Raw genomic sequence first — 22,770 nt, 5'->3', positions numbered from 1 at the left:
AAATTGACGAGAAAACTCGGGAATACCGCCTAAAACACTACAGAACAGGGCATTTTGCGTGCCCAGCCAGCCATTGTTACATTACGGCAACAATGGGGCAAAAACATTCAGTTTGCCTCAAGATTTACGCTGCGGAATGCCTGTTTTCGTGGCAGGCGGCCTGTCTGGAAAGCAGATTCGTGACCGGCGAATCTGTTGCGGCCCGCCGGACCAATCTGTTCGATCAACCGGCCCAATTTGTTCGATCAGCCGGCCCAATCTGTTCGATCAGCCAGCGTCGCGCACCCGCGCCAATGCCACCGAAAGCTTCGCTTGCGCCTCGCGATATTCGGCGAGTTTTTCACGCTCGGCCTCCACCACCTCTTCCGGCGCGTTGGCGACGAATTTCTCGTTGGACAGCTTCTTGTAGAGCCGCGCTATTTCCTCGGTCACCTTGGCAAGCTCCTTCTGCAGGCGCGCTGCCTCGGCGGCAAGGTCGATCAGGCTGCCGAGCGGCAGGCAGATGGTCGCCTCGTTGACGACAATCTGCGCGGAGCCCCTGGGTGGCGCTTCGGCGAGCGAGATGTCGCCGACCCGCGCCAGACGCTTGATAGCCGAGCCCTGACGCTCAAGCCTTTCGCGTGTCGCGTCGTTGGCGCCGATCACCACGAGCGGTGCGATCGCCGCCGGCGGCACGTTCATTTCCGAGCGCACCGAGCGGATGCCGGAGACGAGATCGACCAGCCAGTTGATATCGGCGGCGGCCGCCTCGTCCTCGAAATCGGGCGACGGCCATGCCGCATGACAAAGCAGCGATGGCCGTTGCCTGCCCTCGCCGGCGGTTTCGGCCCACAGTTCCTCGGTCATGAACGGCATCATCGGATGCAGCAGCTTGTAGATCTCGTCCAGCACGAAGGCGACGCATGCCTTGCTCTCGGCCTTGGCGGCCTCGTCGGTGCCCATGAACACCGGCTTCAGCAGTTCCAGGTACCAGTCGCAGAACTGGTTCCAGACGAACCGGTAGGCGGCACCCGCCGCCTCGTTGAATCGGTACGAGGTGATGCCGTCCGTTATGTCGCGCGCGGCTCGCGTCAGCTCGGTCAGGATCCAGCGGTTGACCGCCAGCTTGGCGTCCTGCAGCCAGAAATCGTCGTCGCGCGCCACTTCGTTCATCTCGGCGAAGCGCGTCGCGTTCCACAGCTTGGTGCCGAAATTGCGATAGCCGGCAATGCGGGCCGGATCGAGCTTCACGTCGCGCCCTTGCGCTGCCATCACCGTCAAGGTGAAGCGCAGCGCATCGGCGCCGTATTCGTCGATGAGCTCGAGCGGATCGATGACGTTGCCTTTCGACTTCGACATCTTCTGCCCGTTCTTGTCGCGAACCAGCGCATGGACATAGACGGTATGAAACGGCTCCTGATCCATGAAATGCAGGCCCATCATCATCATGCGGGCAACCCAGAAGAAGATGATGTCGAAACCGGTGACCAGCACGTCGGTCGGGTAATAGGTCTTCAGCTCCGGCGTCTGGTCCGGCCAGCCGAGCGTCGAGAACGGCCACAGCGCCGACGAGAACCATGTATCGAGCACGTCCTCGTCGCGGGTCAGGATCTCGCCAGGCTGGAAATTCTCGAGCTTGTCCTCGACCCAGGCCTTCCACGGCCCTTCCAGCGCCAGATAATATTCGACGGCGGCACCGAGCGCCTCTTCCTCGGTCTTTTCGACAAAGACATGCCCGTCCGGCCCATACCAGGCAGGGATCTGGTGGCCCCACCACAGCTGGCGCGAAATGCACCAGGGCTGGATGTTCTCCATCCAGTCGAAATAGGTCTTTTCCCAGTTTTTGGGCACGAAATTGGTACGGCTCTCGCGCACCGAGGCGATCGCCGGCTTGGCTAGTTCCGCCGCATTGACATACCATTGGTCGGTCAGGAACGGCTCGATCGGCACGCCGCCGCGGTCGCCATGCGGCACCGTGTGGCGATGCGGCTCGACCTTCTCGAGAAAGCCGCCCGCCTCCATCAGCTCGACGATCTTCTTGCGCGCATCGAAACGGTCGAGGCCGTCGAGGCTGTCCCAGACGGCCTGGCGCTCCGGCGTCACTTCCAGTCCGGCCAGAAAGTCCTCATTGTCCTTGAGGCTCACCGCCGCATTTATGGTGAGAATGTTGACCGCCGGCAGCCGGTGGCGCTTGCCGACCTCGAAATCGTTGAAGTCATGCGCCGGCGTGATCTTGACCGCACCGCTGCCTTTTTCGGGATCGGAATACTCGTCCGCCACCACCGGGATCCTGCGGCCGACGATCGGCAGGATAAGGTTCTTGCCGACAAGATGCCGGAAACGCTCGTCGTCGGGGTGGACGGCAACAGCCGTATCGCCCAGCATCGTCTCCGGGCGGGTCGTCGCAACGGTGATGAAGGTCTTCGGATTTTCCGGATCGAATGTCGTGCCTTCGACCGGATAGCGGAAGTGCCAGAGATTGCCGTTGACCTCCTGCTGCTCGACCTCGAGATCCGAGATGGCGGTCAACAGCTTCGGGTCCCAGTTCACAAGGCGCTTGTCCTTGTAGATCAGCCCTTCCTTGTAGAGCGTCACGAACACTTCGAGTACGGCCTTGGAGAGGCCCTCGTCCATGGTGAAGCGCTCCCGGCTCCAGTCGGCCGAGGCCCCGAGCCGCTTCAGCTGGTTGAGGATCGCGCCGCCGGACTCGTCCTTCCACTCCCAGACCTTGTCGATGAACTCATCGCGCGTCAGGTCGCGGCGGTGGATCTGCTTTTCCATCAGCTGGCGCTCGACCACCATCTGCGTGGCGATGCCGGCATGATCCATGCCCGGCTGCCACAAGACATTCTTGCCGCGCATGCGCTCGAAGCGCACCAGAATGTCCTGCAGCGTGTTGTTGAGCGCGTGGCCCATATGCAGCGAGCCGGTGACGTTCGGCGGCGGGATGACGATGGTGAAGGCTTCAGCCCCCTCCTCGGCCCCGGCACCGGCCCGAAACGCGTCGGCCTCTTCCCATATCCTGGCAATCTTCGGCTCGACGGCTTTGGCGTCGTAGGTCTTTTCGAGCATGGGAAAACGGTCCGCGCTGTCCGGAATTTGTGGTCCGGTGTAAATCGGAAGGTTGTTGCCAAGTCAACCGCAAGGGCATGGCCGATAGATAGCGCCGGGATGGTTCGGTGCAACTCGCGGAACTGAATGTTACAAAGCAATCGCTTCAGGTTTGCGCTGCCCCTTGCCGTGCCTTCCGGTCTTGGTGGTTGGCGAAAGCCGAAGCGACATCCAATCTCCCCCCTTGCGGGGGAAATTGGATGCTTCGCCGATGGCGCCTGTCGGCAGGCCGATGAGGGGCAGCGCCGACCTCGACAATTCGCCGGTCGAGCGCCGCCCATCGGCGGCTCTCCGAAATGCTACTGCGCGCCGCGCGCGACGCGCTCGATTTCTTCGCGCACCAGCCGCTCGACCAGCGTCGGCAGGTTGTTGTCCAGCCAGTCCTGCAGCATGGGCCGCAGCATCTCCTCTGCCATCTCGTCGAACGTCTTCTTGCTGCGGCTGGCAAACGCGTCGGAAAGCTCGCCGAAGGCGGCGGCAACCTGCCGGCCCGTATGCTCCGAAAGGATCGCCGGACGTGCGGGCGGCGCCTCGCTGGCCGCCGGACGCGCCAATCCGATCTTCGAAGGTTCCGGGCCGATTCTCGAAGGTCCCGGGCTGCTTTCCGAAGGCTCCAGCCCAATCTCCGAAGGCTCCGGCGCAGGTCCAGCGGTCGCCTCGTCCTCGAAAACCTCGGCCTTCGGCTCGGCGTCCGGCGTATGGGATGGCTCGGCGCGCTCCGGCTTGGCCATCGCGTCGCCGACCGCGGCGATCTCGCGCCGCCAATCGGCGATGATGGTGTCGGTTGTCTCGGCAGCCTTGGCCGTCGCAGGCCGATCCGGCTTTGCGGGCGGTTCGGGAGCGGTGTTCACCTCAGCCAGCGTCACCGTTGCTTTTACCGGGCCGGGGCGGAGCGGCGTTTCCAGGCGCTCGATGACCGGCGCGACCGTTGGCTGCACCTCGGCCCGCATGGCCGGCTTGGCGATCTCCAGTCCGCCGCGCAGTTCGGAACGGAACGCATCCCCCTCCGCTGCCCGTCCGGCTGCCGGCGCCGGTTGCAGATCCTGGCGCAGCTCGTCCGCGTCGCCCGGCTGCTTGCGGCCTGTATCGCTGTCCTCGATGATCCTTCTGATGGAAGCCAGTATTTCTTCCATGGAAGGTTCGCGCTGTACGCTGCTTGCCGTCGCCATCGTCACATCCGCCGCCCTTGTGACTCGTTCTCAGATATCCTGTCCGGCAATGCCGGATTCGAATCATGGCGACAGCGTAACCGACGGAACGGCTTACGAGAATCCCCAATCTGGCGACATCTCGGATTTCAACAGATTAGGGTCGGGAGTTGAAGCCCGCGCGTCGTTCGAGCGCGGGCTGAAAACACGGCCTGGCGATCAGCGGCCGTCCGGCGTGCGCAGGCCGATCCACTTGTCCTTGACGGCGTCGTAATGCTCTTCCGGCCTGTACTTCGTCACGTTGAGCGCAAGGCGCTCTGCCGACAAATGGCCAACCGCCGAGAGGATGGCATAGCTTGCTACCACCACGTCGCGTTCGGCGCTGACAAGATTGATCTTGGCGGTGATGAGGGTCGCCTGCGCGTTGAGCACGTCGAGCGTGGTGCGCTGGCCGACATTGCGCTCTTCGATGACGCCGTTCAAGGCAAGCTGCGCGGCGGCGACCACCTGCCGGTTGGCCGTGACGCTTTGCTGCGCGGCGGTGTATTGCGACCATGCCGAGGTCACCGCTTGGCGCACGGTGTCGCGGCTGACATCGACCTCGATACGGGCCTGGCTGAGTGATTCCTTTGATTGGCGAACCAATGCCGAGGTCCGGCCGCCGGAATAGATCGGTATCGTCAATGTCGCGCCGATGTTCGCCGAATTGGTTACGCCATCCTGTGTCGAGGAGAGCGAGCCGGGCGCGGTGCCGCGAATGGCGCTCGAAACACCGGCCGACGCCGATAGTTGCGGCAGCAACGCGCCTTCGGCAGACTTCACCGAAAACGCCGCCGCGTCGACCAGATGCGCGGTAGCGAGGATGGCCGGATGCTCGGCCGATGCGATCGCGATCGCCGCATCGAGGCTCGACGGCAACAGCTTCGACACCGGCGAAGCCGGCCTGAGCCTGCCCGGCTCGTCGCCGACGATCTGGCGATAGGTCGCAGCGCTTGCCAGCGCCGTCGCGCGGGCGGCGCTCAACTGCGCCACCGCGGAGGCACGCTGGGCGTCGGCTTGCGCGACGTCGGTGCGGGTACCTTCGCCGACCTCAAAGCGCGAACGCGCCGCACGCGCCTGCTCGGTCAGGAATTGCAGGTTCTGTTCGGTCAGCACGGCGACCTGCCGGTCGCGGATAACGTCCATATAGGCACTTGCCGCATTGAAAAGAGTGTTCTCTTCGGCGTTGCGCAGGCTTTCGAACGAAGCGCGGACCCGCGATTCGGCGGCCGCCACATTGTTCCTGGTCTGAAAACCGTCAAACAGCGTCTGGTCGATCTCGACGCCGAAGTTGCCGGTGGTTATCGAGATGTTTCGGTGCAACCGGTTGCTGTGGCTGGCGGTATAATCAATACTTCCGGAACCAGTGATGGTCGGGCGCCAGCCGGACTTGGCGATTGCCACGCCCTCGTCGGTGACGCGCGCGCCGGCGCGCGAAGAATTGAGCGAGGAATTGTTCTGATAGGCCTTTGAAAGTGCCCCGAGAATAGTTTCGGCCGAGGCGGCCATTGGAGACAGCGCGGTCGCCGAAACGAGGACAGCGGTAAAAAGCAACTTGCGTACAGACGGCACGTTATATTCCCTCATTCGTTTTGCACGGGAACTGCGCCACGCTGGCTTCTCCTTCTGATCAGCCGGCGCCGCGTTTTTTATCGTTCCCCCGCTGAAAGCCCCCAGAAACGCCCGGTTATGCAGATCAGCAACGATTGTTCAAACGCAAGCGATCATGACAACGCCTTCGCTGCAAGGCAAAATCACTCAGAATTCGAAGGCGGGAATGCGTTCAAATCCCGGTAGTGGCTTAATTGCCGCATTAAATGCGCGTCTTCCCGTTACAACCCCTCCAGTCTTAAAAAAAAGCCGGGCTACGCCCGAATTGCCCTGCCCTTCAACGGCGACGAGTCGGCCGCCTTCGGCAAGCTGGTCGAACAGCGCCGCCGGCACCTCGCCGACGCTGCCGCCGATCAGGATGACGTCGTAAGGCGCCTTGGCGGCATGGCCTTGCGGCAGCGGCCCGTGGACCACGGTGACATTGCCACAACCCAGCGCCGCAAGCGTCGACGTGGCGGTCTCGGCCAGCGCCGCATCGCTTTCCAGCGCGACCACGGACCTTGCCAGCCGCGACAGGATCGCCGCCGCATAGCCGGTGCCGCAGCCGACATCGAGTGCCGAATCGCTTGGGCCGACATCGGCCAGCTGCATCAGCTTGGCCAATGGCGACGGCTCCATCAGATAGCGCGGACCATCGGCCGTATCGGCAATGCGGATGTCCTCATCGATATAGGCAAGATCGCGCTGGCCGGCGCCGACAAAGGCCTCGCGCGGCACAACAAGCATCGCCTCGAGCAACGGCGCGCTGGTCACGTCGGTGGTGCGGACCTGGCCGTCGACCATCTTCACCCGGCGTTCGGCAAAATCAGCGCTCATGTTCCAACCATCCGCTTGCCGCGCGAAGGGCGCGGCTGTTTCGACCCGAACTGAAGCCCCTGGCGCTGACGCGCGGGAGCTCGGGCATTGGAGGCCTCGCCCGGAATCGAACCGGGGTGCAAGGATTTGCAGTCCTCTGCGTAACCACTCCGCCACGAGGCCTCATTGCTCCCGGCGTTCCACCCGGCTCCAATAGGTTGCGGCGAAAATGCCGTCAAGCGGCCACCATGCATTCCCAACGGTTCTTCCGACATCGAGGCACTGCTTATCAACGCCATGCCATGCTAGCAATAACATATTAGCTTATCGTTAAGCATGATTCTCGGCGAGAGGAACCCGATACCGGCGATCACGTTGGGCAGAAAGGAGGTTCCGCCATGGCTCAAGCAACTACGAAAGACGGCACACCGCGCGGATTGTCGCAGTCTGCAGGGCTTGTGCGCTATGCCATCGACCGCCTCGGCATAGAAGGCGCAAACAGCCTGCCGCCGCGCGACCGGGCGCGGCTGGCATCGGCTACCGCCGTTCTCAAGGAACTTTGCGAACGCCTGGAAAGCTGCTTCGACCAACCTCGGTAGTGCATAGGCGGAGCACGCCGCTCTCAAACAATTGCCTGTTTCCGGCCTGTCAGCAGGCAACCTCAATCGGGCCGGCGCCGTCGCTCCCACCAGACGACGAAGCGGCGCCGGTGACGGCGCACCAATGCGAATTCGTAGGAGAGCACCAGCAATCCGATCGGTACCATCCAGAAACCCAGGATCGGCAGGAAGCCGAGAATGCCGCCGATGATCAGCACGACGCCGATCGCAATCCTGAGGCCGCGCGAGCGCGGCATGGTGAACTGGCGGCCGAAGACCGAGATTTTCCGGGCCGGTGGCTGTTCGTCGCTCATTGCCGTCATTTGAAATGTCGATCCGTTTGCATCAGTAGCACCGTCAGCCGGAGAAAGCCGCAACGGCCTTTTCTGTTCCGTGACAGGCGAGAGACACCTCATATGAGGGCGCTCGCCGGCCATTGCCAGAAAGCCCCGCGCCAAAAAGCACCGAAAAAATGCGAAATGCTTCTTTGCAAAGCCGAAACGGGTTTGCTATAGGCTGCCCCACTCACGCAAGAGCCTCTGTTCCCCGGTAGCTCAGTGGTAGAGCAACCGGCTGTTAACCGGTTGGTCGCTGGTTCGAATCCGGCCCGGGGAGCCAGCGCTCATTGTATGCTAAGGCGCAATATGGCACGGCGGCGTGCGATTTTTCCCTACGCTTTGATCGCGCTAGTCCTGCTTCCAGAGTGGCAGAGCGTCGAGGACCGACGAATCCAAGCGTAGAATATCGGCCTCGCCCGCCCATGCCTATTCCTCGCAAGCCGCAATCTCAAGATCGGCGGCAGACATGCGGAAATACCGACGATCGGCGGCTTCGCCGATCATCGGCTTCGCGCCTCGAAGCTGATCTTGCCAGAGCTTGACCAAAACCGCTCTGGTCGTGATCAATGCGCCACGCCGTCGGATGCGTGTAGGAGTCTCCAAGTCAGGCCGACGCGGCCGTCGAACTGGGATGCGAAATGTTCGGCGGCGACGCCTTCCAGGCCATCATCGACAAGAGCCTCGATGCTTCGTCGCATCAGCGCGAGCTGCATCTCGCGGGCGTGGGCCAGGTCTGCCTCTCTCATGATTTCCGTGACATGGTAGGCGACAACGGGCTGGCCGAGGCAAGACATGAGCGTGCTCGCTTCTGACGTGACGGCCGTAACTGCGTCTTCGATCTTCATTCAGGCGCTCCTCATCAAACATGATGCTGGCGCCTCCCCATGAGACGACGGTGTTCCGTCGTTTCCTTTTACAATTTCGACAGTCGCGCACGAGTGAAGGGACGAGTGCGCGAACAGGAGAATTACCCTCTTGTTCCAGTCTCCTTGAGCAACCTCGCTACCCAAATCAGTATGCTGCAAAATTGAATTAAAGGCGACCGGATAGTTAATCGATGGTTAATGGCGGCGCTCGCATCTCAGGCGTTCGCGCATGAAACATCGGGCAGGTCCGCCTTGCGCCAGCATTCGGTTATAGAGGCGAACTTTGCCTCCGCCCGGAAGCAGACATTGCAGTTGACCGCGCTGGAGGTCGTCGTCGCCCCAGCACCCGAAATTGATTTCGCAGCTTCTGAATGCCCGTTAACGGCGGCGAACCAGCAGTTCGCAACGCCAGGAAGATCACCCTGCGGAAATGCAGTCCGCTAGCTTGCCGGCGACCCTCAAGAACTGCATCACGATGCTTATGGCCGGCACCTGGGCTGCGGAACCAACCCCGACAGACACGCAGGGCACCCTTAGCCTGGAAAGGCACAACTCGGTACACGAGAGCGACTATATCTCTACGGAAACAACTTGAAGAAACGCTTCGCTACCCATAGCATGCCACCCCCTGGTGAAATCTGATCAGGAGGTCGGTGGGATCGGTCGGGTTTTTAAGCCAGTGCAAAGTAGGGAGGATAACTATGGCTTCCGAAGTACAGGCAAACAATGGCGTTAACGTCGAGGCGCTGCTCGGCGCACGCGAAGCGCTTACCAATGCCCCGGAGGCCGCGCAGTTCAAGTGGCGCGCGGCCTGCGAATGGAAGGATGGCACCCACAGCCACTCGACGGTCGAGAGTTTCTACGGTCTCGGCCAGGACCAGCATCGCAAGACCACCTTCGCATTCGATGCCGACCATCCGGAGGTCTTTGCTTCCCTGGATCAGGGCGCCACGCCTGTCGAATACGTGCTGGTCGGGCTGGCGAGCTGCCTGACCGCCGGCATCGCCGCTGTTGCCCAGAACCGGAACATTCAGTTGAAGTCGGTGAGGGCAACCATCGAAGGCGACATGGATATTGCGGGTATACTCGGCATCGACAGCGACGTCCGCAACGGCTTCAGCGGCATCACGGTGAAGTACAACATTGACGCCGACGCCAAGCGCGAGGACATCGAGGCTCTCGTCGCGCAGTCACAGAAGCGGTCGGCTGTCTATGACATTGTAACCAATCCGACGAACGTCACGGTCGTGGTGAATTGAAAGGCGCTTCGAGCCGTAGACTCTCCTGATGAGAGGGCGCGATTAGTTCCGTCACCACAGTGATCGTCGGCGCAGGGCACGCGGGGCTCGCGATGAGCCGCTGCCTCGCGGAGCGCTCTATCGACCATGTGCTGCTGGAGCGCGGCGAGATCGCCCATACCTGGCGCACCGAGCGATGGGATTCGCTGCGGCTGCTCACCCCGAACTGGCAGAGCCGGCTGCCGGGCTTCTGCTACGATGGCGACGACCCCGACGGCTACCGGACGATGCCTGAAGTGATCGACTTCCTCGGGAACTATGCCAAGGCGATCGCGGCTCCAGTCAGAACACACAGGACCGTTACCTCGGTTCGCAGCGACGGTACGGGATATCTCGTGCGCACGGACCGCGGCGAGTGGCGCTGCCGAACTGTCGTGCTGGCGTCGGGCGCGTGCAACATCGCACGCCTGCCCGATTTGGCCGTCCGCGTGCCGCCGTCGGTCGCCATGCTGACGGCACAGTCCTACCGCAATCCGGCTCAGGTCGCCGACGGCGGCGTGATGGTGGTGGGCGCCTCGTCGAGCGGCACCCAGATCGCACAGGAGCTGCAGCGTTCGGGGCGTCAAGTGACCCTGTCGGTGGGCGAGCACATCCGAGCGCCGCGCGTCTATCGCGGCAAGGACCTGGAGTGGTGGATGGACGCCGCCGGCGTGCTCGACGAGCGCTACGACGAGGTAGACGACATCAGACGGGCACGACGGGTTCCTTCGCTGCAGCTTGCCGGCACCCCCGACCGCACCACCCTCGACCTCAATGCGCTGGTCGACCTCGGCGTCAGACTCGTTGGCCGTCTCGCTGGCATCACCGAAGACGGCAAGGCCCAGTTTGCGGGGTCGTTGCGCAACATGTGCGCGCTTTCCGATCTCAAGATGGCCCGGCTGCTCGACCTCATCGACGAATGGGCGCGCGCCAACGGCCTTGACGCTACGGTCGGGCCGCCGGATCGCCTGCCGCCGACCCGTGTCGAGGACAACCCGCCGCTCGGCCTCGACCTTACCGGAGGCGCGATCAGGACGATCATCTGGGCCACCGGCTACCGGCCAGACTACTCCTGGCTGGAGTTGCCGGTCCTCGACCGCAAAGGCCACGTCCGTCACGACGGCGGCGTTGCGGAACATCCGGGCATGTACCTGATGGGGATGCAATTTCTGCGCCGCCGCAAGTCTGCGCTGATCGACGGCGCCGGCGACGACGCGCGTGATCTCAGCGACCATCTGGCATCTTACCTCAGGCAAAAATCAATCAACGTCTAAGGCCAAGGAGGTCAGCTACCGCGACAACGCCGAATTCCGTGACCTGCAATCATATTCCCAAGTGCAACTTCGGCTTCCAGAAGGGGCGGAACAACTCAATCTTGGGACAGCGGTTCATCACCACTTTCAAGCCCGCTTCCTCCGCCAACAGGGCGGCAGTGTCATCGCGCACCCCAATCTGACTCCACAGAACCTTGGCACCAATTGCGATGGCTTCCTGTGCAACTTCCAACAGATCTTCGGAGCGGCGAAAAACCTCAACCATATCCACAGGCCGGTCGATGGCCGCCAGTGACGCGTACACCTTGAGCCCTCGAATTTCATCCAGACCGGGAGTGGGATTGACCGGGATCATGTCATAGCCGGTTTCGTGCAGAACCCTGAGAACACCATAGGAAAACTTGGTCTTGTCGGGGCTGGCCCCCACCATCGCAATGGTTTTGACCGACTTTAGAATGTCTTGCAGATAAGCCTCCGAATAGGGCTCATCATGATTCATATGGGTCATTTCTTTGCTTCCAACGGGGTCGCAATATCGGCTTTCAATTCATGTGCGGCCAAGGGATCTAGGAAGGGGTTGCGATAGAGCTTGTCGTGGCTTTCAACGCCGACCTCCAGCGTGCAGTCGCTCATAGGGCGGGCAACGCAGAGGATTATATAGCCATTGTTGATCTGGCGGTTGTTCAGCGCCCGCTGGGCCTTTTGACTGACTTTGCCGCTGATTATCTTGGCCGCGCAGGTTATGCAGCCGCCATACTTGCACCCGTAGGGCAGGTCCACGCCCTGCTCGCGCAGGCTTTGCAAGAGGGGCTTGCGGTGATCGACGTCAAAGGCCGCACCGCCTTGGTTGGCGAGGGTGATGGTGAAGCTGGTCATACCCAGATGTCACTCGTGCAATCACCGCCGGGATAACGGGTTTCGTGGCAGCGGCTTGGTCCATTTGCTTCCTTGCCAAAATCGACGACAAATCGCGGATCAATTTCCATGCCGCCGTTTTCCGTATCGCAATTGACCATCAGCATGCATCCGCCATTGGTGCGGATTTCCGGATAGAACTGATTGTCCCAGGTCGAGAAGAGCGAGGTCGTCACATAAAGGCGCTTGCCGTCGAGGCTGAGCTGTATCATCTGAGGCCCACCAGTCACTTTCACGCCGTTGACCTCAGGCGCACGGCCGAGAAGTCCGCCCATCCACACTTGTCCGGTGAGCTTGGCGTTATGCGGGTCCGAGATGTCATATTGGCGGATGTCGCCATGCAACCAGTTGCAAAGATAGAGGTGTCTATCGTCCATACTGAGCAGAATGACGGAGATCACGCCCGGTATCGGGATCGGCCATTCGGGATGCGGCTCATTGCCAACATCGACAATTTTTTCCCATTGCCAGTCACCCGCCGCATCCTTCCACCAATGGATGATGTTTGCAGAAAGGGCCGCGCCAACAAAGCCGTGACTGCTGTCGGGATTGTGATGGAATCGCACTTCGAGTGGGAGCAAGCCATCCTCACCGAGATAGAATGTTTGCTTTGGCTCCTTCTTCTCAAAATCCCAGAAATGGATCTCTCGGCCATATTTCAGATGGCCAACCTCCTCCAGGTCAAAACCAGGCATGAAGGTATTGGGCGCGGCCCACTCCGAGCTGACCATTACGTTATGTCGCGGCTGGTACCAGAAATCATAACCAAACTTGATGCTGCCCATGGAGTTTTCCCAACGGCCGACAATCTCGAACTCCTTGTTGAGTTGCAAATAGCCGCCTGGGGCGTTGCCTTGAGCGTCGCCAAGCATGGAAATGATGATATCCGAGCCGAGGCAATGCACTGTGTGCGGCGCCGACAAGTTGGTCCTGGTTTTGATTTCAGCGCCGTCTATGACCTTGAACAGTGTCGGATTGCGGGGATCGGTTGCGCAATCGACAATATGCAGATTGGTCGAGCGCACACCCGGCACAATCAGATACTTGCGTTCCATGCTCGCATCGCCATGGCAGGACGAACAGGCATTCCAGCCCATGTGATGAAGCTCATCGCCAATACCCGGCATTTGCAAACGTGAAATCACTTGGCTGTAGGTCGAACTCTCCGGGTCGACATCAATGGTACACAAATAGTCCGGCTTCTGAATGCCCGTGCCAGTGTAGATGGCAATCGTATAGAGCAGCTTTTCGCGAGGTGCCCTCATCGCCTCTGCTGGAGAAGCATAGCCCGGTCCACAGCAATGATTGGTCATGGGTACTTCCCAATTTGAACAGATCACTGGCCAGCCCCAACTGGGGTCAAGCTGGATGTTAGTGCATGCTTGGCATTAGCGCTATGGCCGGGGTGGCTGGTCAAGCGCGCGCACTGTGACGTACAACTGGGCGACAGAGCGTCCACGGGACTGTCCAACGCGAGCTGCTTATCCCGGCGGAACATTGGTGGGGCGATCGGAAATCGGTGCCTGGACCAAGCCCAAGTGAAGGCTCCCGGCTTCGTATGAGCCGCCAGTCCGCTTTCGGCATAGCGGCCACTTCATGACTGACGACGGATGACTGCTTCTGGCCCAAGACCCGACGGGTCAAGCGGCCTTCTGAAGGACGGCACGAGGGCGGCCGTAACCCGCGCCCAATCGACGCCTCCGCGAAGGCCGGATTGGGAGGTCATCGAAGCGGCGCGATCCTATGGCGCATTCGGCCCGGCCTGAAGGTCAGGCCGCCTTCAACGCAGTGGCTCAACACCGGCCATAGCCGACCTTCACGAGCAGCCCTTCCTCGCGCATCCGGGAGAGATAGCACCGTGGGATACCGATGTCGGTGAGATCGCGGGTCCGCACCTCGCCGCGCTCTCGCGCCAGAGCAACGGCGCGATCCCGGAGCGATGGCGGCCGCCCACCTGCAAGGCGTAGTGCTTCTGCGCCGTCACGATCACGTTTTCGCACTTGATGCGGCTGTTGCGCGTGTCGGTGGAGCGCTATGGCGAACTCGTATTTCGCTGCTTCGTCGGTCCCGGGGAGCCACCGCCTTTTGTACGCTAAGGCGCGCTAGAACCAGCCGCGGCGCGCCCAGACTGCAATGCTGGCCGGGGAACGAGCGACATCGTCGGGAACAAGTCCCGTCTCATAAATCAGCACAACAGGTCTGCCGGGGCTAACTAGCTGACACTTGGTTGATCCCGGCATCAACCCAGGAACGTGTCTGTTCCAGCACCTCATCGGAAAACGCTGGGTCGTCAATCGCCCGGGCGAGGATCACTGCCCCCACCATCGCCGCAAAGCTTCCGATCGCCGCGCGGCGCCTGTCTGCCGCATCCAGCTCCGGGAACGCCCTACCGGATGCTTACGGTCTTGACGTTGACCGGAGGGGAGAACCAATGGGTAGCCATGACACCTACTACTCAGGGGAGAGATACATCTTGGCCTCCTTAGCGGCAGCCTCAAATGCCTTTCGTATCACGTGAGGGTCAATCGGATCGCCCTCCACAGCCGACAGGCAGAGGGTCACCGCCTTGTGCCAGCAAGGTCCTCTCCGGGTCCACGTCTTTAGCTGCTCAAGGGCTGCCCTCGCATTGTTGCAGCCATGCCTATCACCGGACGCAGTCCTTACGAACACAGGAGGGACGAACCAATGGGTTGCCATGAGGGGAATCTAGAGCGGGACGAGCCTGCCGACCAACCCAGTTGTAGCCCGCAATAATGGAACAACGCAGGCGCTCAGTAGTTTAGAAATCGCAGCGGTCGATTCTTCGTGGATGCAGCCGCGTGCTGGGTCCGTCGCCTTTCTCACGAGCGGCGGGCCTCCACCTTATGGAGGGACTAACGTCCCCTGCTCCTTAGCGGCAGCCAGGAATGCCTTGCGGGCCTCCTCGGGTGCCATCTGGTCGGAAATCACGGCGATGCAAACGCGCACCGCGAGGTCCCACTGAAGGCCATGGTTGGTCCACTTCAGGAGTTCCTCAGCGGCTGCTTCAGCGTTGCTGACCTTGCGCGTCGAACCGCGACCCTCGGTCCTTACAGGGACCGGCGGGGAGAACCAATGGAGCGCCATGCAGCCACTCTTTGTCGGCCCGATCAAGTTCCTGCAGCAAATGCTTTTGCTCAGCCGGCAGCTCCTGTTCTACAGGCAGATTTAGCATGGCGCGAAGGTAATTGCGGATTACCTCTGAAGTGATCCACCGCCGCACAACTTCGGCAACAACTTCCTGTCTGGCTTTATCGATTTCGACCACGTTCAGGCCTACATGCTTAATAGGGCCGAACCCCCTCGCAAGCGGATTTGTTCCTTAGAGGGCGGGGAATGTTTGGTACAAAACCGGGTGATCGGATAACTGGCTCGCGCGAGGCCCCCCGTACGTACCCCCCTCCGTTTCCCTTACGGCGCTGGTGGGCACAGCCTTGCTATGTACCCTTGGCAGCGTCCTCGATCAGGTCGGCTATTAAGGTGCGGACCCGTAGGTCGGACCTATCCCCTATGTTTCCCACATCTTTGGTCACCATCCCCGGCGAAGATACGGACACCGCCCCGCTCACCTTAACGTTGACCGTAAAGGTTCTTCTAGGCGCCTTCTCCAATTCTCGCTTCCTGTAGATCTGGAAACGAATCGACGGGGTTAAAGCTTTGACCTGCCGGCGTGGCGCGGTGTCTATGTCGACAGCCACCTCGCCTGCCACGTCAGCCTTGGCCGCCTCCAGCGATGCAATCACGACGTCGTTTAGCCAGGCCTTTGCTTGCTCGCTGAAGTCCGCCATGGGGGCATCTCGCTTCCCCATCTCCGCGCCGCCGACGGGCTTCTCCTGCTGACGGCGAGCTTCCTTCCCGCGCTCAAGGGCTTCTTTAAACTTTGCCATCCCTGTTGCTCCGATTTATCATCAGGCCACCCCCGTCAGATCGGCTATGGCGCCCTCCCATTCACTAGAACGCGCGTAGTCGGGGTACGTTGCGTTGGGGAGCCTTTGGGTTCGCCGCTATTCAGCGTCACGGGGCGCGGCCGATGGACAGCGAAGCAGGTTTCGAGGGTGCTGGAGAGGGTATCGGGCTGATTGTTTGACGGACTGGCTTTGCGAAGGCGATCTCCGCCCCTTCGCGCGGACCGGTCGCCTGGAAGAAGGTGACCTTGCTTTCCGGCTCGAGCGTGACGATCTCGCGCAGATCAGCACCGGCGAGCGTAGCTTCGCGCACGAAGTGGGTCGCGCTCTCCTCCACGACGTCGCAACGGGTGCAGAGGCCTGCGGGCAGGAACAGTCTGGCGTCGCGCGCCTTGAGTTCGAGGCCTTGCCATATCTGCGCACGGGTCAGCCTGGTCTCGCCGCCGGGATTCACCGGAACGGGAGCGCTCGAGTAGATCATGATGTGTCTCCTGGACAGAAGGTCGGTGATGGGGACTCAGCCGGCAATTGCGGCCGCATAGTCGCGATAGGAGCGCAACGGCCGGCCCAGCAGCGCGGTCAGCCGATCGACATCGCCGGCATCGGGGACCATGCCGTCCGTGAGGAAGCGCTCCGCCATCAGGCGCATGTCGAGCGCCATCCAGCTCGGCATGAACTGTCGCAGGTTCTGCTCGAACCCGGCGGTGTCGTCGCCCGGATACGCGATCTTGCGTCCCAGGACGTCTGTCCAGATGGCCGCGACATCCGCGCCGGTCAGCGTGTCGGGGCCGACCAGGTTGATGCGGTCGAACGGCAGCGGCGCGGCGGCCTGCTCGCGGCGGATGAGTTCGATCGCAGCGATCTCGCCGATGTCCCGCGCGTCGATCATGGCGACACCCTTGGCTCCGATCGGCATCGGATAGATGCCGTAGCCGGTCACCACGTCCTTGATCGTGATGTCGTTGTTCATGAAGTAGGCGGGCCGCAGGATGGTGGCGTTGAGCCCCATCTGCTCGATCATCCGCTCGACGCCGAACTTGCCCGCAAAATGCGGCACGTTGACGTAGAGGTCGCTGTGGATCACCGACAGGTAGACGATCCGCTCGATGCCGGCCTCGCGGGCAACGGCAAGCGTTACGAGAGCCTGGGTGTATTCGTCGGCCACCACCGCGTTCAGCAGGAAAAGGGTGGAGACGCCGGAGAACGCCTTGCGCAGGGAATCGACGTCGAGCAGGTCGCCCTGCACGACATCTACGCCAGCGGGGAAGTCGGCTTTGGATGGATCGCGAACCAAAGCGCGCACATTGGCGCCACGCTTCACGAGCTGTTCGACTACGTTGCGGCCGACATTGCCGGTCGCGCCGGTAACGAGAATGGTCATGGGGTTACTCCTGAGTTGAGCCGGATGGCATCCCAGAAAATTAGTGATCCACATTTGTGCCGGTAGGCGTTATATCTGGACACACCGTCTCATTGGTGGAACACATGGATCTACTTGCCCTTGCTGATTTCAATCTGGTCGCCCGCCATGGGGGCTTCGGCAAAGCCGCGCGTGCTGCCGGGCGCCCGAAGGCCACCTTGTCCCGACGCGTGGCGGAGCTGGAGGCGAGTCTCGGCTTACGGCTGTTTGAGCGCGGCGCGCGCGCGTTGAAGCTGACGGAAGAAGGACGTGCGCTTTTCGAGCGCGCCGGCCGGTTGCTGTCCGAGCTCGAAGAGACCGCGGCGGCAATCGCCTCAGGCGGCGAAAGGCCGCGAGGCAGGTTGCGGATCAGCGCCCCAGTGCTGTTCTCACAGACCGCGATGGGGAAGATCGCTGCCGGCTTCGCCCTGAAATACCCGGAGGTAAGGCTCGAGGTCACGACGGAAGACCGCGCCGTCGACATGATCGAAGAGGGATTTGATCTGGTGATCCGGGTCAACCCGGATCCGGATGAGAGCCTCGTTGGGCGAGCCTTTCTGCGTGATCGACTGGTGGTCGTGGCAAGTCCTCACCTCGCCCGGCCGGCGGAGGGTCTGGCGACCCCGGCCGTCATGCGTTCGACAGCCGATCGAAAGGCTTGGGCGGTGAAGACGCCCGCTGGCCGGTCAACAATCGCGATCGAGCCCGTCCTTGTGCTGTCGTCACTCATCATGGTTCGGGATGCGGTGCGGGCGGGCGTCGGCGCGGCACGCCTGCCGGTGTCGCTGGTGAGCCATGATCTGGCGGACGGAACGCTGGTACATTGGGGGGATCTCGATCGACCCGACATCGCCCTGTGGACACTCTATCCCTCTCGGCGGCTGCTGAGCGCCCGCGTCTCCGCATTTATCGACCATCTGAAGCAGGCCTTTCCGATGGGAACGCCTGACGAGCTGGCCGCCTATATCGGCAAATGACGCCGGGAAGCTGGTTAACCCAGCTGAGGCCTTACTCCAGGGTTGGGGGATCGAGCGGTCATTGGTCGTGCAAGCCCTTCCACCGCAAATCATAAACGCGCGTTTTTTGCTTTCTGCGCACGACAGCGCCTTTTCCCTAAAATCGACCGCCCTATTTCGCCTCGACAGGTGGGCGGCTGCTTGCTGGACGAGTCCTTGCGGCGAGTACGGCATGTGCTTCGAGGTACCCACACATGAACTTCCATGATCGGCACCTATTGCGGTTGCGGGTGAACGGAGAGGACCACAGCCTTTCCGATCTCGATCCCCGCGTCACGCTGCTCGACCTGCTGCGCGAGCGGCTTCATCTGAGCGGAACGAAAAAAGGATGCAATTTCGGCGAGTGCGGCGCCTGCACCGTGCATCTCGACGGACGGCGTGTGAATGCCTGCATGATACTCGCCGTGTCCGTGGAGGGACGCGAGGTCACGACGATCGAAGGCCTGGCAGACGGCGGCGCGCTTCATCCCGTGCAGCAGGCGTTCATCGATCATGATGGTTTCCAGTGCGGATTCTGCACGCCCGGCCAGGTGATGTCGGCGGCGGCGTTGATCGAGGAGGGACATACCGGCTCCGATGCCGAGATCCGCGAGTGGATGAGCGGCAATCTGTGCCGCTGCTCGGCCTATCCGCAAATCGTCGAGGCGGTGCGCGCAGCGGCCGGGAGGGCGAGCCAATGACCCCATTCGTCTATGCGCGTGCCGATAGCCTGGGCGAAACGATCGCGGCAGGTGCCGCGCCGGACAGCGCCTTTCTCGCCGGCGGCACCGAATTGCTCAACTGGCTGCGCCTTGGAATTGCGGGGCCGACGCGGATCATCGATATCTCCCGCCTCGACGGGCTGGATCAGATCGAGGCACTGCCCGGCGGCGGCTTGACGATCGGCGCCCTGACGCATCTCAACGATGTAGCGCAGCATGCGCTGGTCATGCGCGACTATCCGGTGTTGAGCCAGGCGATCCTCAACGCCGCGTCGCCGCAACTGAGAAATCTCGCAACGATAGGCGGCAATCTGCTGCAGAAGACGCGCTGTGCCTATTTCCGTGCCGAAGAGCAGCTGCCGTGCAACAAGCGTCAGCTCGGCTCCGGTTGCTCGGCATTGCATGGCATCAACGACAATCACGCAATATTCGGCTGGACCAAGGATTGCGTCGCCACCCAGCCATCCGACCCGGCGGTGGCGCTGGCAGCACTTGATGCGGACATCGTCACCGCGCACCGCAGCGGCGGCCGGCGCATTCCGGCAGCCGAATTCCACCTGCTTCCCGACACGCGGCCCGAGGCGGATAATGTGTTGCAGCAAGGCGAACTGATCACGGCAATCGAGCTGCCGGCGGCGGCGCCGCGATCGGCCTACCTCAAGGTGCGCGAGCGCGAATCCTACGAATATGCCATCGTCTCCGCCGCCGCGGTGCTGGAGATGGACGGTCAAACCATCCGTCGGGCTGCCCTGGCGCTGGGATCCGTCGCGCTACGGCCGTGGCGGCTGAGCGCCGCCGAGGAGCAGCTCGCCGGTGCCGAACTCGGCGATCGCGAGGCGTTGAGCACCGCCATCGAGCAATCCTTCGCCGAAGCGCGTCCCTTGTCGCAGAACGCCTACAAGATCGAACTGGCCAAGACCGCCGCTTTGCGGGCGATCGAAAGAGCAGCGAGGATGCCGTCATGATGATCAGCCAGCCTGTTGCCCGCCCCGACGGCGGCGTCAAGGTTACCGGCCGCGCCCGCTATGCGGCCGACTATTATGCCCCCGATCTGCTTCACGCAGTGCTGGTGACCGCGCCCGTTCCCGCCGGCCGCGTGACGTCGATCGTCGTCGACGATGCGCTCGCGGAGGAAGGCGTCGTGCGTGTGCTCACGCATGAGGACATGCCCAAATTCGGCCGGTTCGCATCGCCGAGGGCCGAGCCCGATACGCAGATGCAGCAGGCCGAAGGCCCGCCGGCGGCGCAGAGCTTCATGCCCATGCAGGGCAACGAGATACGTCACGAAGGCCAGCCGCTTGCCATTGTGCTGGGCGAGACGCTGGAGGCGGCGGAAGCCGGCGCCCGCCGCGTCGCATTGCGCTACGAGTTCGCCGAACCAGAATTGCCGGCACCGCCGGAGTGGACGGCAATCGACAAGGCTGCGGTCGTGCCGAGGGAGAGCGGCTTCCTGTTCCTGGAGCCGACGTTTACGAAGGGCGACGTCGGCCGCGGGCTTAGCAACGCGGCCGCCACGGTCGAAGCCGTCTACCTGCAGCCGTCGCGCCACCACAACGCCATGGAGCCCTCGGCGACGCTCGCCGAGTGGAACGACGGAGAGCTGACGCTGCACGATGCCACGCAGCACGTCTATGGTGTCCGCCAGGTGCTTGCCGCCCGTTTGAATGTCCCGGCCGAGAAGGTCCGCGTGATTTCCCGCCATACCGGCGGTGGCTTCGGCGGCAAGGGTTGGATCTGGCCGCATCAGGTGCTGGCCGCCGCCGCGGCGCGCATCATGCAGCGCCCGGTCAGGCTGGCACTCAGCCGTGCCAACGCCTATTCCTGCCTCGGCTACCAGCCGCGCATGGCACAGAAGATCGTGCTGGCGGCGGACAAGTCGGGCAAGCTGACCGCCGTGCAACAGGACGTGGTCAACCTGACCACCGTGAGCGACGATTTCGTCGAGTTCGCCACCGAAGCCTCGAAGGGTCTATACGCCACGCCGGCCATGCGTCTCAGCCAGCGCGTCGAGCGCGCGAACGTCGCCATGCCGACGGCGCTGCGCGCGCCGGTCGAGGGTCCGGGTACCTGGGCCCTCGAAAGCGCGATGGACGAGCTCGCCCACCGCCTCGGCATCGATCCGCTCGACCTGCGTCTGATCAACCATGCGGACACGGATCCGGCCACCGGCCAGCCCTGGTCGTCGAAGAAGCTGCGCGAGGCTTATGAGGAAGGCGCCCGCCTGTTCGGCTGGCGCGAGCGCCCGCGCCAGCCACAACGCGACGGCGATTGGCTGATCGGCTACGGCATGGCGACCTGCAGCATGGGCTGTTTCCGCCACCCGACGCCTGCAGCCGAGGTCAGGCTGCACAGAGATGGCACGGTGCTCATCCGCACCGGCACCCAGGACATCGGAACCGGAACACTCACCATCTTTCCGCAGATCGCGGCCGACGTGCTGGGCCTGCCGATGGAGAAGATCGAGTTGGAAATGGGCGATACACAGCTGCCGGAGGCGGGGCCGACCTATGGCTCATCATCGACCATGGGAGTGGGCTCGGCGGTGCTCGCCGCTGCCGAAGATGCGCGTTCGCAGCTTGCCCGTCTTGCCAATCTGCTGCCCGACGTCGAGATGCAGGACGGCAAGATTCGCCGCAAAGGCGCTGCCGGCGGCCAGACCATCGCCGACGTGATGAGCCATACCGACATCGGCGAGATCATCGGCTCCGGCTCGTTCGATCCGGCGCAGCATGGCAAAGGCCTCGCCATGCGCACTTTCGGCGCGATTTTCGTGGAGGTCGGCGTCGATCCGGGGCTCGGCCTGCTCAGGCTTCGTCGCGCCGTGGGCAGCTACAGCGCCGGCCGCATCGTCAATCCCCGCACCGCACACAGCCAGATGACGGGCGGCATCATCTGGGGCTGGGGCATGGCGGCAATGGAGCAGAGCAGGCACGAACCAGTGCTTGGGCGGTTCCTGTCGAAGAACCTTTCCGGGGTCGCCATTCCGGTCAACGCCGACATTCCCGGCGATGTCATAATCCACTTCGTCGACGAGGTGGACGAGCATGCCAGCCCGATCGGCGGCAAAGGCATCGGCGAGCTCGGCGCCACCGGCGTTGCCGCTGCGGTTGCCAACGCCGTCTTCGATGCTACAGGGAAACGAATCCGGGAGTTGCCGATCACGCCGGAAAAACTGCTGTAGAAGGACCGGCCAGCGGAATCGTCTGCTCGACGAGGTTGACGTAGTAGCGCATCACCGTCGGCACAATCTCGTCGTTGAAAACGTAGCGGTCGCCGTGCAGGCCTTCGCCCGAGCCGACCTCGCCAGCACCGATCCACGCATAGCAGCCGCTGGCCTCGCGGATCATGAAAGCGAAATCCTCGCAGCCGAGACTGGGGCTGAACTCGGTCAAGACATTCTCCCGGCCGACGGCGGAGGCGGCGGCCTCGACGGCATGGGCCGTTGCGTCCGCCGTGTTGATCAGCGGCGGATAGCCCTTCCGGTAGTCGAGGCTTGCCTTGAGCGAATGCGCGGCGGCAATGCCTTGTGCGATCTCCCCGATCAGCCTCTCGCAATGGTCGGAAAGTCCGGGCTCGAAAAAGCGGCAGGTGCCCTGCAGCCAGACCTTGCCCGGTACGATGTTGCCGACATTGCCGCCATGGATCTGCGTGAGGCTGACGACAAGCGCGCTTTGCGGGTCGACCGTGCGGCTGACGATGCGCTGGACGGCTTGCACGAAGGCGCCGGCAGCCAGGATCGGGTCGTCGCCGAGCTGCGGCATCGCGGCATGCGCGCCAAG

At 62.5% G+C, this 22,770-nt stretch carries 23 protein-coding genes, 2 tRNA genes and 2 pseudogenes; 8 read left to right on the top strand and 19 right to left on the bottom strand.

Translation table 11 applies throughout. The annotated features are described in order from the left end of the window. Positions 1-267: 267 nt before the first annotated feature. The 5 genes from NKJ46_RS17205 to NKJ46_RS17185 form a co-directional block, all read right to left on the bottom strand. The gene (locus NKJ46_RS17205; protein ID WP_352666044.1) at positions 268-3,051 is read right to left on the bottom strand and encodes a valine--tRNA ligase; all 2,784 of its coding nucleotides are present in this window, start codon (positions 3,049-3,051) and stop codon (positions 268-270) included. Positions 3,052-3,389: 338 nt separating this feature from the next. Next, entirely contained in the window at positions 3,390-4,259 is an 870-nt protein-coding gene (locus NKJ46_RS17200) for a DUF2497 domain-containing protein (protein ID WP_352666043.1), read from the bottom strand. 198 nt (positions 4,260-4,457) lie between these two features. Next, positions 4,458-5,849, bottom strand: a complete 1,392-nt coding sequence (locus NKJ46_RS17195) for a TolC family outer membrane protein (RefSeq protein ID WP_352666042.1) — start codon at positions 5,847-5,849, stop codon at positions 4,458-4,460. Between the two features lie 186 nt (positions 5,850-6,035). Further along, positions 6,036-6,704, bottom strand: coding sequence for a protein-L-isoaspartate O-methyltransferase family protein (locus tag NKJ46_RS17190; protein WP_352666041.1), 669 nt, complete (start codon positions 6,702-6,704; stop codon positions 6,036-6,038). Positions 6,705-6,792: 88 nt separating this feature from the next. Then, positions 6,793-6,866: transfer RNA gene (locus NKJ46_RS17185), tRNA-Cys, on the bottom strand. A 215-nt stretch (positions 6,867-7,081) separates the two neighbouring features. Between NKJ46_RS17185 and NKJ46_RS17180 the strand changes: the two genes are divergently transcribed. Then, a complete protein-coding gene (locus NKJ46_RS17180) occupies positions 7,082-7,282 on the top strand; it encodes a hypothetical protein (RefSeq protein ID WP_352666040.1) in 201 nt (66 codons plus the stop codon). A gap of 62 nt (positions 7,283-7,344) precedes the next feature. Here the strand turns inward: NKJ46_RS17180 and NKJ46_RS17175 are convergent, their stop codons facing one another. After that, positions 7,345-7,605 (bottom strand): hypothetical protein, encoded by a 261-nt coding sequence (locus tag NKJ46_RS17175; protein WP_023676401.1) that lies wholly within the window; start codon positions 7,603-7,605, stop codon positions 7,345-7,347. A gap of 220 nt (positions 7,606-7,825) precedes the next feature. Between NKJ46_RS17175 and NKJ46_RS17170 the strand changes: the two genes are divergently transcribed. Next, positions 7,826-7,900: transfer RNA gene (locus NKJ46_RS17170), tRNA-Asn, on the top strand. 283 nt (positions 7,901-8,183) lie between these two features. On the opposite strand, the gene NKJ46_RS17165 is transcribed toward NKJ46_RS17170, so the two are convergent. Beyond that, positions 8,184-8,465 carry a hypothetical protein gene (locus NKJ46_RS17165; protein WP_352666039.1) on the bottom strand — a complete coding sequence of 94 codons (282 nt, stop codon included), beginning with the start codon at positions 8,463-8,465 and terminating at the stop codon, positions 8,184-8,186. Between the two features lie 722 nt (positions 8,466-9,187). On the opposite strand from NKJ46_RS17165, the gene NKJ46_RS17160 reads away from it, so the two are divergent. Further along, on the top strand, positions 9,188-9,745 hold the full coding sequence (locus NKJ46_RS17160; protein ID WP_352666038.1) for an OsmC family protein: 558 nt from the start codon (positions 9,188-9,190) through the stop codon (positions 9,743-9,745). 59 nt (positions 9,746-9,804) lie between these two features. Beyond that, on the top strand, positions 9,805-11,037 hold the full coding sequence (locus NKJ46_RS17155) for an NAD(P)-binding domain-containing protein (RefSeq protein WP_352666037.1): 1,233 nt from the start codon (positions 9,805-9,807) through the stop codon (positions 11,035-11,037). Between the two features lie 49 nt (positions 11,038-11,086). Here NKJ46_RS17155 and NKJ46_RS17150 read toward each other — a convergent pair whose 3' ends face one another. The 11 genes and pseudogenes from NKJ46_RS17150 to NKJ46_RS17100 form a co-directional block, all read right to left on the bottom strand. Then, positions 11,087-11,536 carry a CoA-binding protein gene (locus tag NKJ46_RS17150; protein WP_352666082.1) on the bottom strand — a complete coding sequence of 150 codons (450 nt, stop codon included), beginning with the start codon at positions 11,534-11,536 and terminating at the stop codon, positions 11,087-11,089. 5 nt (positions 11,537-11,541) lie between these two features. Beyond that, positions 11,542-11,913 (bottom strand): 2Fe-2S iron-sulfur cluster-binding protein, encoded by a 372-nt coding sequence (locus NKJ46_RS17145; RefSeq protein ID WP_292406710.1) that lies wholly within the window; start codon positions 11,911-11,913, stop codon positions 11,542-11,544. Next, complete coding sequence (locus NKJ46_RS17140) at positions 11,910-13,265, bottom strand: selenium-binding family protein (RefSeq protein ID WP_352666036.1); 1,356 nt, start codon at positions 13,263-13,265, stop codon at positions 11,910-11,912. The genes NKJ46_RS17145 and NKJ46_RS17140 overlap by 4 nt, the downstream gene beginning before the upstream one ends. Positions 13,266-13,745: 480 nt before the next feature. After that, complete coding sequence (locus tag NKJ46_RS17135; RefSeq protein WP_352666035.1) at positions 13,746-13,952, bottom strand: type IV toxin-antitoxin system AbiEi family antitoxin domain-containing protein; 207 nt, start codon at positions 13,950-13,952, stop codon at positions 13,746-13,748. A 208-nt stretch (positions 13,953-14,160) separates the two neighbouring features. Then, positions 14,161-14,340, bottom strand: a pseudogene (locus NKJ46_RS17130) (TetR/AcrR family transcriptional regulator); the annotation flags it as partial. A 63-nt stretch (positions 14,341-14,403) separates the two neighbouring features. After that, the gene (locus NKJ46_RS17125) at positions 14,404-14,649 is read right to left on the bottom strand and encodes a DUF982 domain-containing protein (protein ID WP_352468751.1); all 246 of its coding nucleotides are present in this window, start codon (positions 14,647-14,649) and stop codon (positions 14,404-14,406) included. Positions 14,650-14,814: 165 nt separating this feature from the next. Further along, positions 14,815-15,057 carry a DUF982 domain-containing protein gene (locus NKJ46_RS17120; RefSeq protein WP_352666034.1) on the bottom strand — a complete coding sequence of 81 codons (243 nt, stop codon included), beginning with the start codon at positions 15,055-15,057 and terminating at the stop codon, positions 14,815-14,817. After that, positions 14,978-15,238 carry a hypothetical protein gene (locus NKJ46_RS17115; RefSeq protein ID WP_352666086.1) on the bottom strand — a complete coding sequence of 87 codons (261 nt, stop codon included), beginning with the start codon at positions 15,236-15,238 and terminating at the stop codon, positions 14,978-14,980. Before NKJ46_RS17115 ends, NKJ46_RS17120 begins: the two co-directional genes overlap by 80 nt. 169 nt (positions 15,239-15,407) lie before the next feature. Further along, positions 15,408-15,857, bottom strand: coding sequence for a hypothetical protein (locus NKJ46_RS17110; RefSeq protein ID WP_352666033.1), 450 nt, complete (start codon positions 15,855-15,857; stop codon positions 15,408-15,410). Between the two features lie 220 nt (positions 15,858-16,077). After that, positions 16,078-16,356 (bottom strand): annotated as a pseudogene (locus NKJ46_RS17105) (AtaL-like protein); the annotation flags it as partial. 36 nt (positions 16,357-16,392) lie between these two features. Beyond that, positions 16,393-17,256, bottom strand: a complete 864-nt coding sequence (locus NKJ46_RS17100) for an SDR family oxidoreductase (RefSeq protein WP_352666032.1) — start codon at positions 17,254-17,256, stop codon at positions 16,393-16,395. 104 nt (positions 17,257-17,360) lie between these two features. Here NKJ46_RS17100 and NKJ46_RS17095 point away from each other — a divergent pair, with 104 nt between their 5' ends. The 4 genes from NKJ46_RS17095 to NKJ46_RS17080 all read left to right on the top strand — a co-directional run bounded on the left by NKJ46_RS17095 (position 17,361) and on the right by NKJ46_RS17080 (position 22,172). After that, entirely contained in the window at positions 17,361-18,251 is an 891-nt protein-coding gene (locus tag NKJ46_RS17095; protein WP_352666031.1) for a LysR family transcriptional regulator, read from the top strand. Between the two features lie 233 nt (positions 18,252-18,484). After that, positions 18,485-18,970: a (2Fe-2S)-binding protein gene (locus NKJ46_RS17090; RefSeq protein WP_352666030.1), complete on the top strand. Its 486-nt coding sequence runs from the start codon at positions 18,485-18,487 to the stop codon at positions 18,968-18,970. After that, positions 18,967-19,956 (top strand): FAD binding domain-containing protein, encoded by a 990-nt coding sequence (locus tag NKJ46_RS17085; protein WP_352666029.1) that lies wholly within the window; start codon positions 18,967-18,969, stop codon positions 19,954-19,956. Before NKJ46_RS17090 ends, NKJ46_RS17085 begins: the two co-directional genes overlap by 4 nt. Beyond that, positions 19,953-22,172, top strand: a complete 2,220-nt coding sequence (locus NKJ46_RS17080) for a xanthine dehydrogenase family protein molybdopterin-binding subunit (protein WP_352666028.1) — start codon at positions 19,953-19,955, stop codon at positions 22,170-22,172. The genes NKJ46_RS17085 and NKJ46_RS17080 overlap by 4 nt, the downstream gene beginning before the upstream one ends. On the opposite strand, the gene NKJ46_RS17075 is transcribed toward NKJ46_RS17080, so the two are convergent. Continuing rightward, the gene (locus tag NKJ46_RS17075) at positions 22,150-22,752 is read right to left on the bottom strand and encodes a M20/M25/M40 family metallo-hydrolase (RefSeq protein WP_352666027.1); all 603 of its coding nucleotides are present in this window, start codon (positions 22,750-22,752) and stop codon (positions 22,150-22,152) included. The two genes, NKJ46_RS17080 and NKJ46_RS17075, sit on opposite strands and share 23 nt — an antisense overlap. Between the last annotated feature and the right edge of the window lie 18 nt (positions 22,753-22,770).

It is taken from the genome of Mesorhizobium sp. M0166 (genome assembly GCF_040322255.1).
In the GTDB taxonomy this organism is placed as follows: Bacteria; Pseudomonadota; Alphaproteobacteria; order Rhizobiales; family Rhizobiaceae; genus Mesorhizobium.
This window is presented reverse-complemented; position numbering and strand designations above follow the sequence as displayed.

Bases quoted from the DNA above. Each gene is read 5' to 3' on its own strand.
- NKJ46_RS17205 (WP_352666044.1), bottom strand. From the start codon at position 3,051: ATGCTCGAAAAGACCTACGACGCCAAAGCCGTCGAGCCGAAGATTGCC.
- NKJ46_RS17190 (WP_352666041.1), bottom strand. From the start codon at position 6,704: ATGAGCGCTGATTTTGCCGAACGCCGGGTGAAGATGGTCGACGGCCAG.
- NKJ46_RS17110 (WP_352666033.1), bottom strand. From the start codon at position 15,857: ATGGCAAAGTTTAAAGAAGCCCTTGAGCGCGGGAAGGAAGCTCGCCGT.
- NKJ46_RS17150 (WP_352666082.1), bottom strand. From the start codon at position 11,536: ATGAATCATGATGAGCCCTATTCGGAGGCTTATCTGCAAGACATTCTA.
- NKJ46_RS17120 (WP_352666034.1), bottom strand. From the start codon at position 15,057: ATGGCGCTCCATTGGTTCTCCCCGCCGGTCCCTGTAAGGACCGAGGGT.
- NKJ46_RS17140 (WP_352666036.1), bottom strand. From the start codon at position 13,265: ATGACCAATCATTGCTGTGGACCGGGCTATGCTTCTCCAGCAGAGGCG.
- NKJ46_RS17200 (WP_352666043.1), bottom strand. From the start codon at position 4,259: ATGGCGACGGCAAGCAGCGTACAGCGCGAACCTTCCATGGAAGAAATA.
- NKJ46_RS17085 (WP_352666029.1), top strand. From the start codon at position 18,967: ATGACCCCATTCGTCTATGCGCGTGCCGATAGCCTGGGCGAAACGATC.
- NKJ46_RS17100 (WP_352666032.1), bottom strand. From the start codon at position 17,256: ATGACCATTCTCGTTACCGGCGCGACCGGCAATGTCGGCCGCAACGTA.
- NKJ46_RS17125 (WP_352468751.1), bottom strand. From the start codon at position 14,649: ATGGCAACCCATTGGTTCGTCCCTCCTGTGTTCGTAAGGACTGCGTCC.
- NKJ46_RS17160 (WP_352666038.1), top strand. From the start codon at position 9,188: ATGGCTTCCGAAGTACAGGCAAACAATGGCGTTAACGTCGAGGCGCTG.
- NKJ46_RS17080 (WP_352666028.1), top strand. From the start codon at position 19,953: ATGATGATCAGCCAGCCTGTTGCCCGCCCCGACGGCGGCGTCAAGGTT.
- NKJ46_RS17075 (WP_352666027.1), bottom strand. From the start codon at position 22,752: ATGCCGCAGCTCGGCGACGACCCGATCCTGGCTGCCGGCGCCTTCGTG.
- NKJ46_RS17175 (WP_023676401.1), bottom strand. From the start codon at position 7,605: ATGACGGCAATGAGCGACGAACAGCCACCGGCCCGGAAAATCTCGGTC.
- NKJ46_RS17095 (WP_352666031.1), top strand. From the start codon at position 17,361: ATGGATCTACTTGCCCTTGCTGATTTCAATCTGGTCGCCCGCCATGGG.
- NKJ46_RS17165 (WP_352666039.1), bottom strand. From the start codon at position 8,465: ATGAAGATCGAAGACGCAGTTACGGCCGTCACGTCAGAAGCGAGCACG.
- NKJ46_RS17180 (WP_352666040.1), top strand. From the start codon at position 7,082: ATGGCTCAAGCAACTACGAAAGACGGCACACCGCGCGGATTGTCGCAG.
- NKJ46_RS17090 (WP_352666030.1), top strand. From the start codon at position 18,485: ATGAACTTCCATGATCGGCACCTATTGCGGTTGCGGGTGAACGGAGAG.
- NKJ46_RS17145 (WP_292406710.1), bottom strand. From the start codon at position 11,913: ATGACCAGCTTCACCATCACCCTCGCCAACCAAGGCGGTGCGGCCTTT.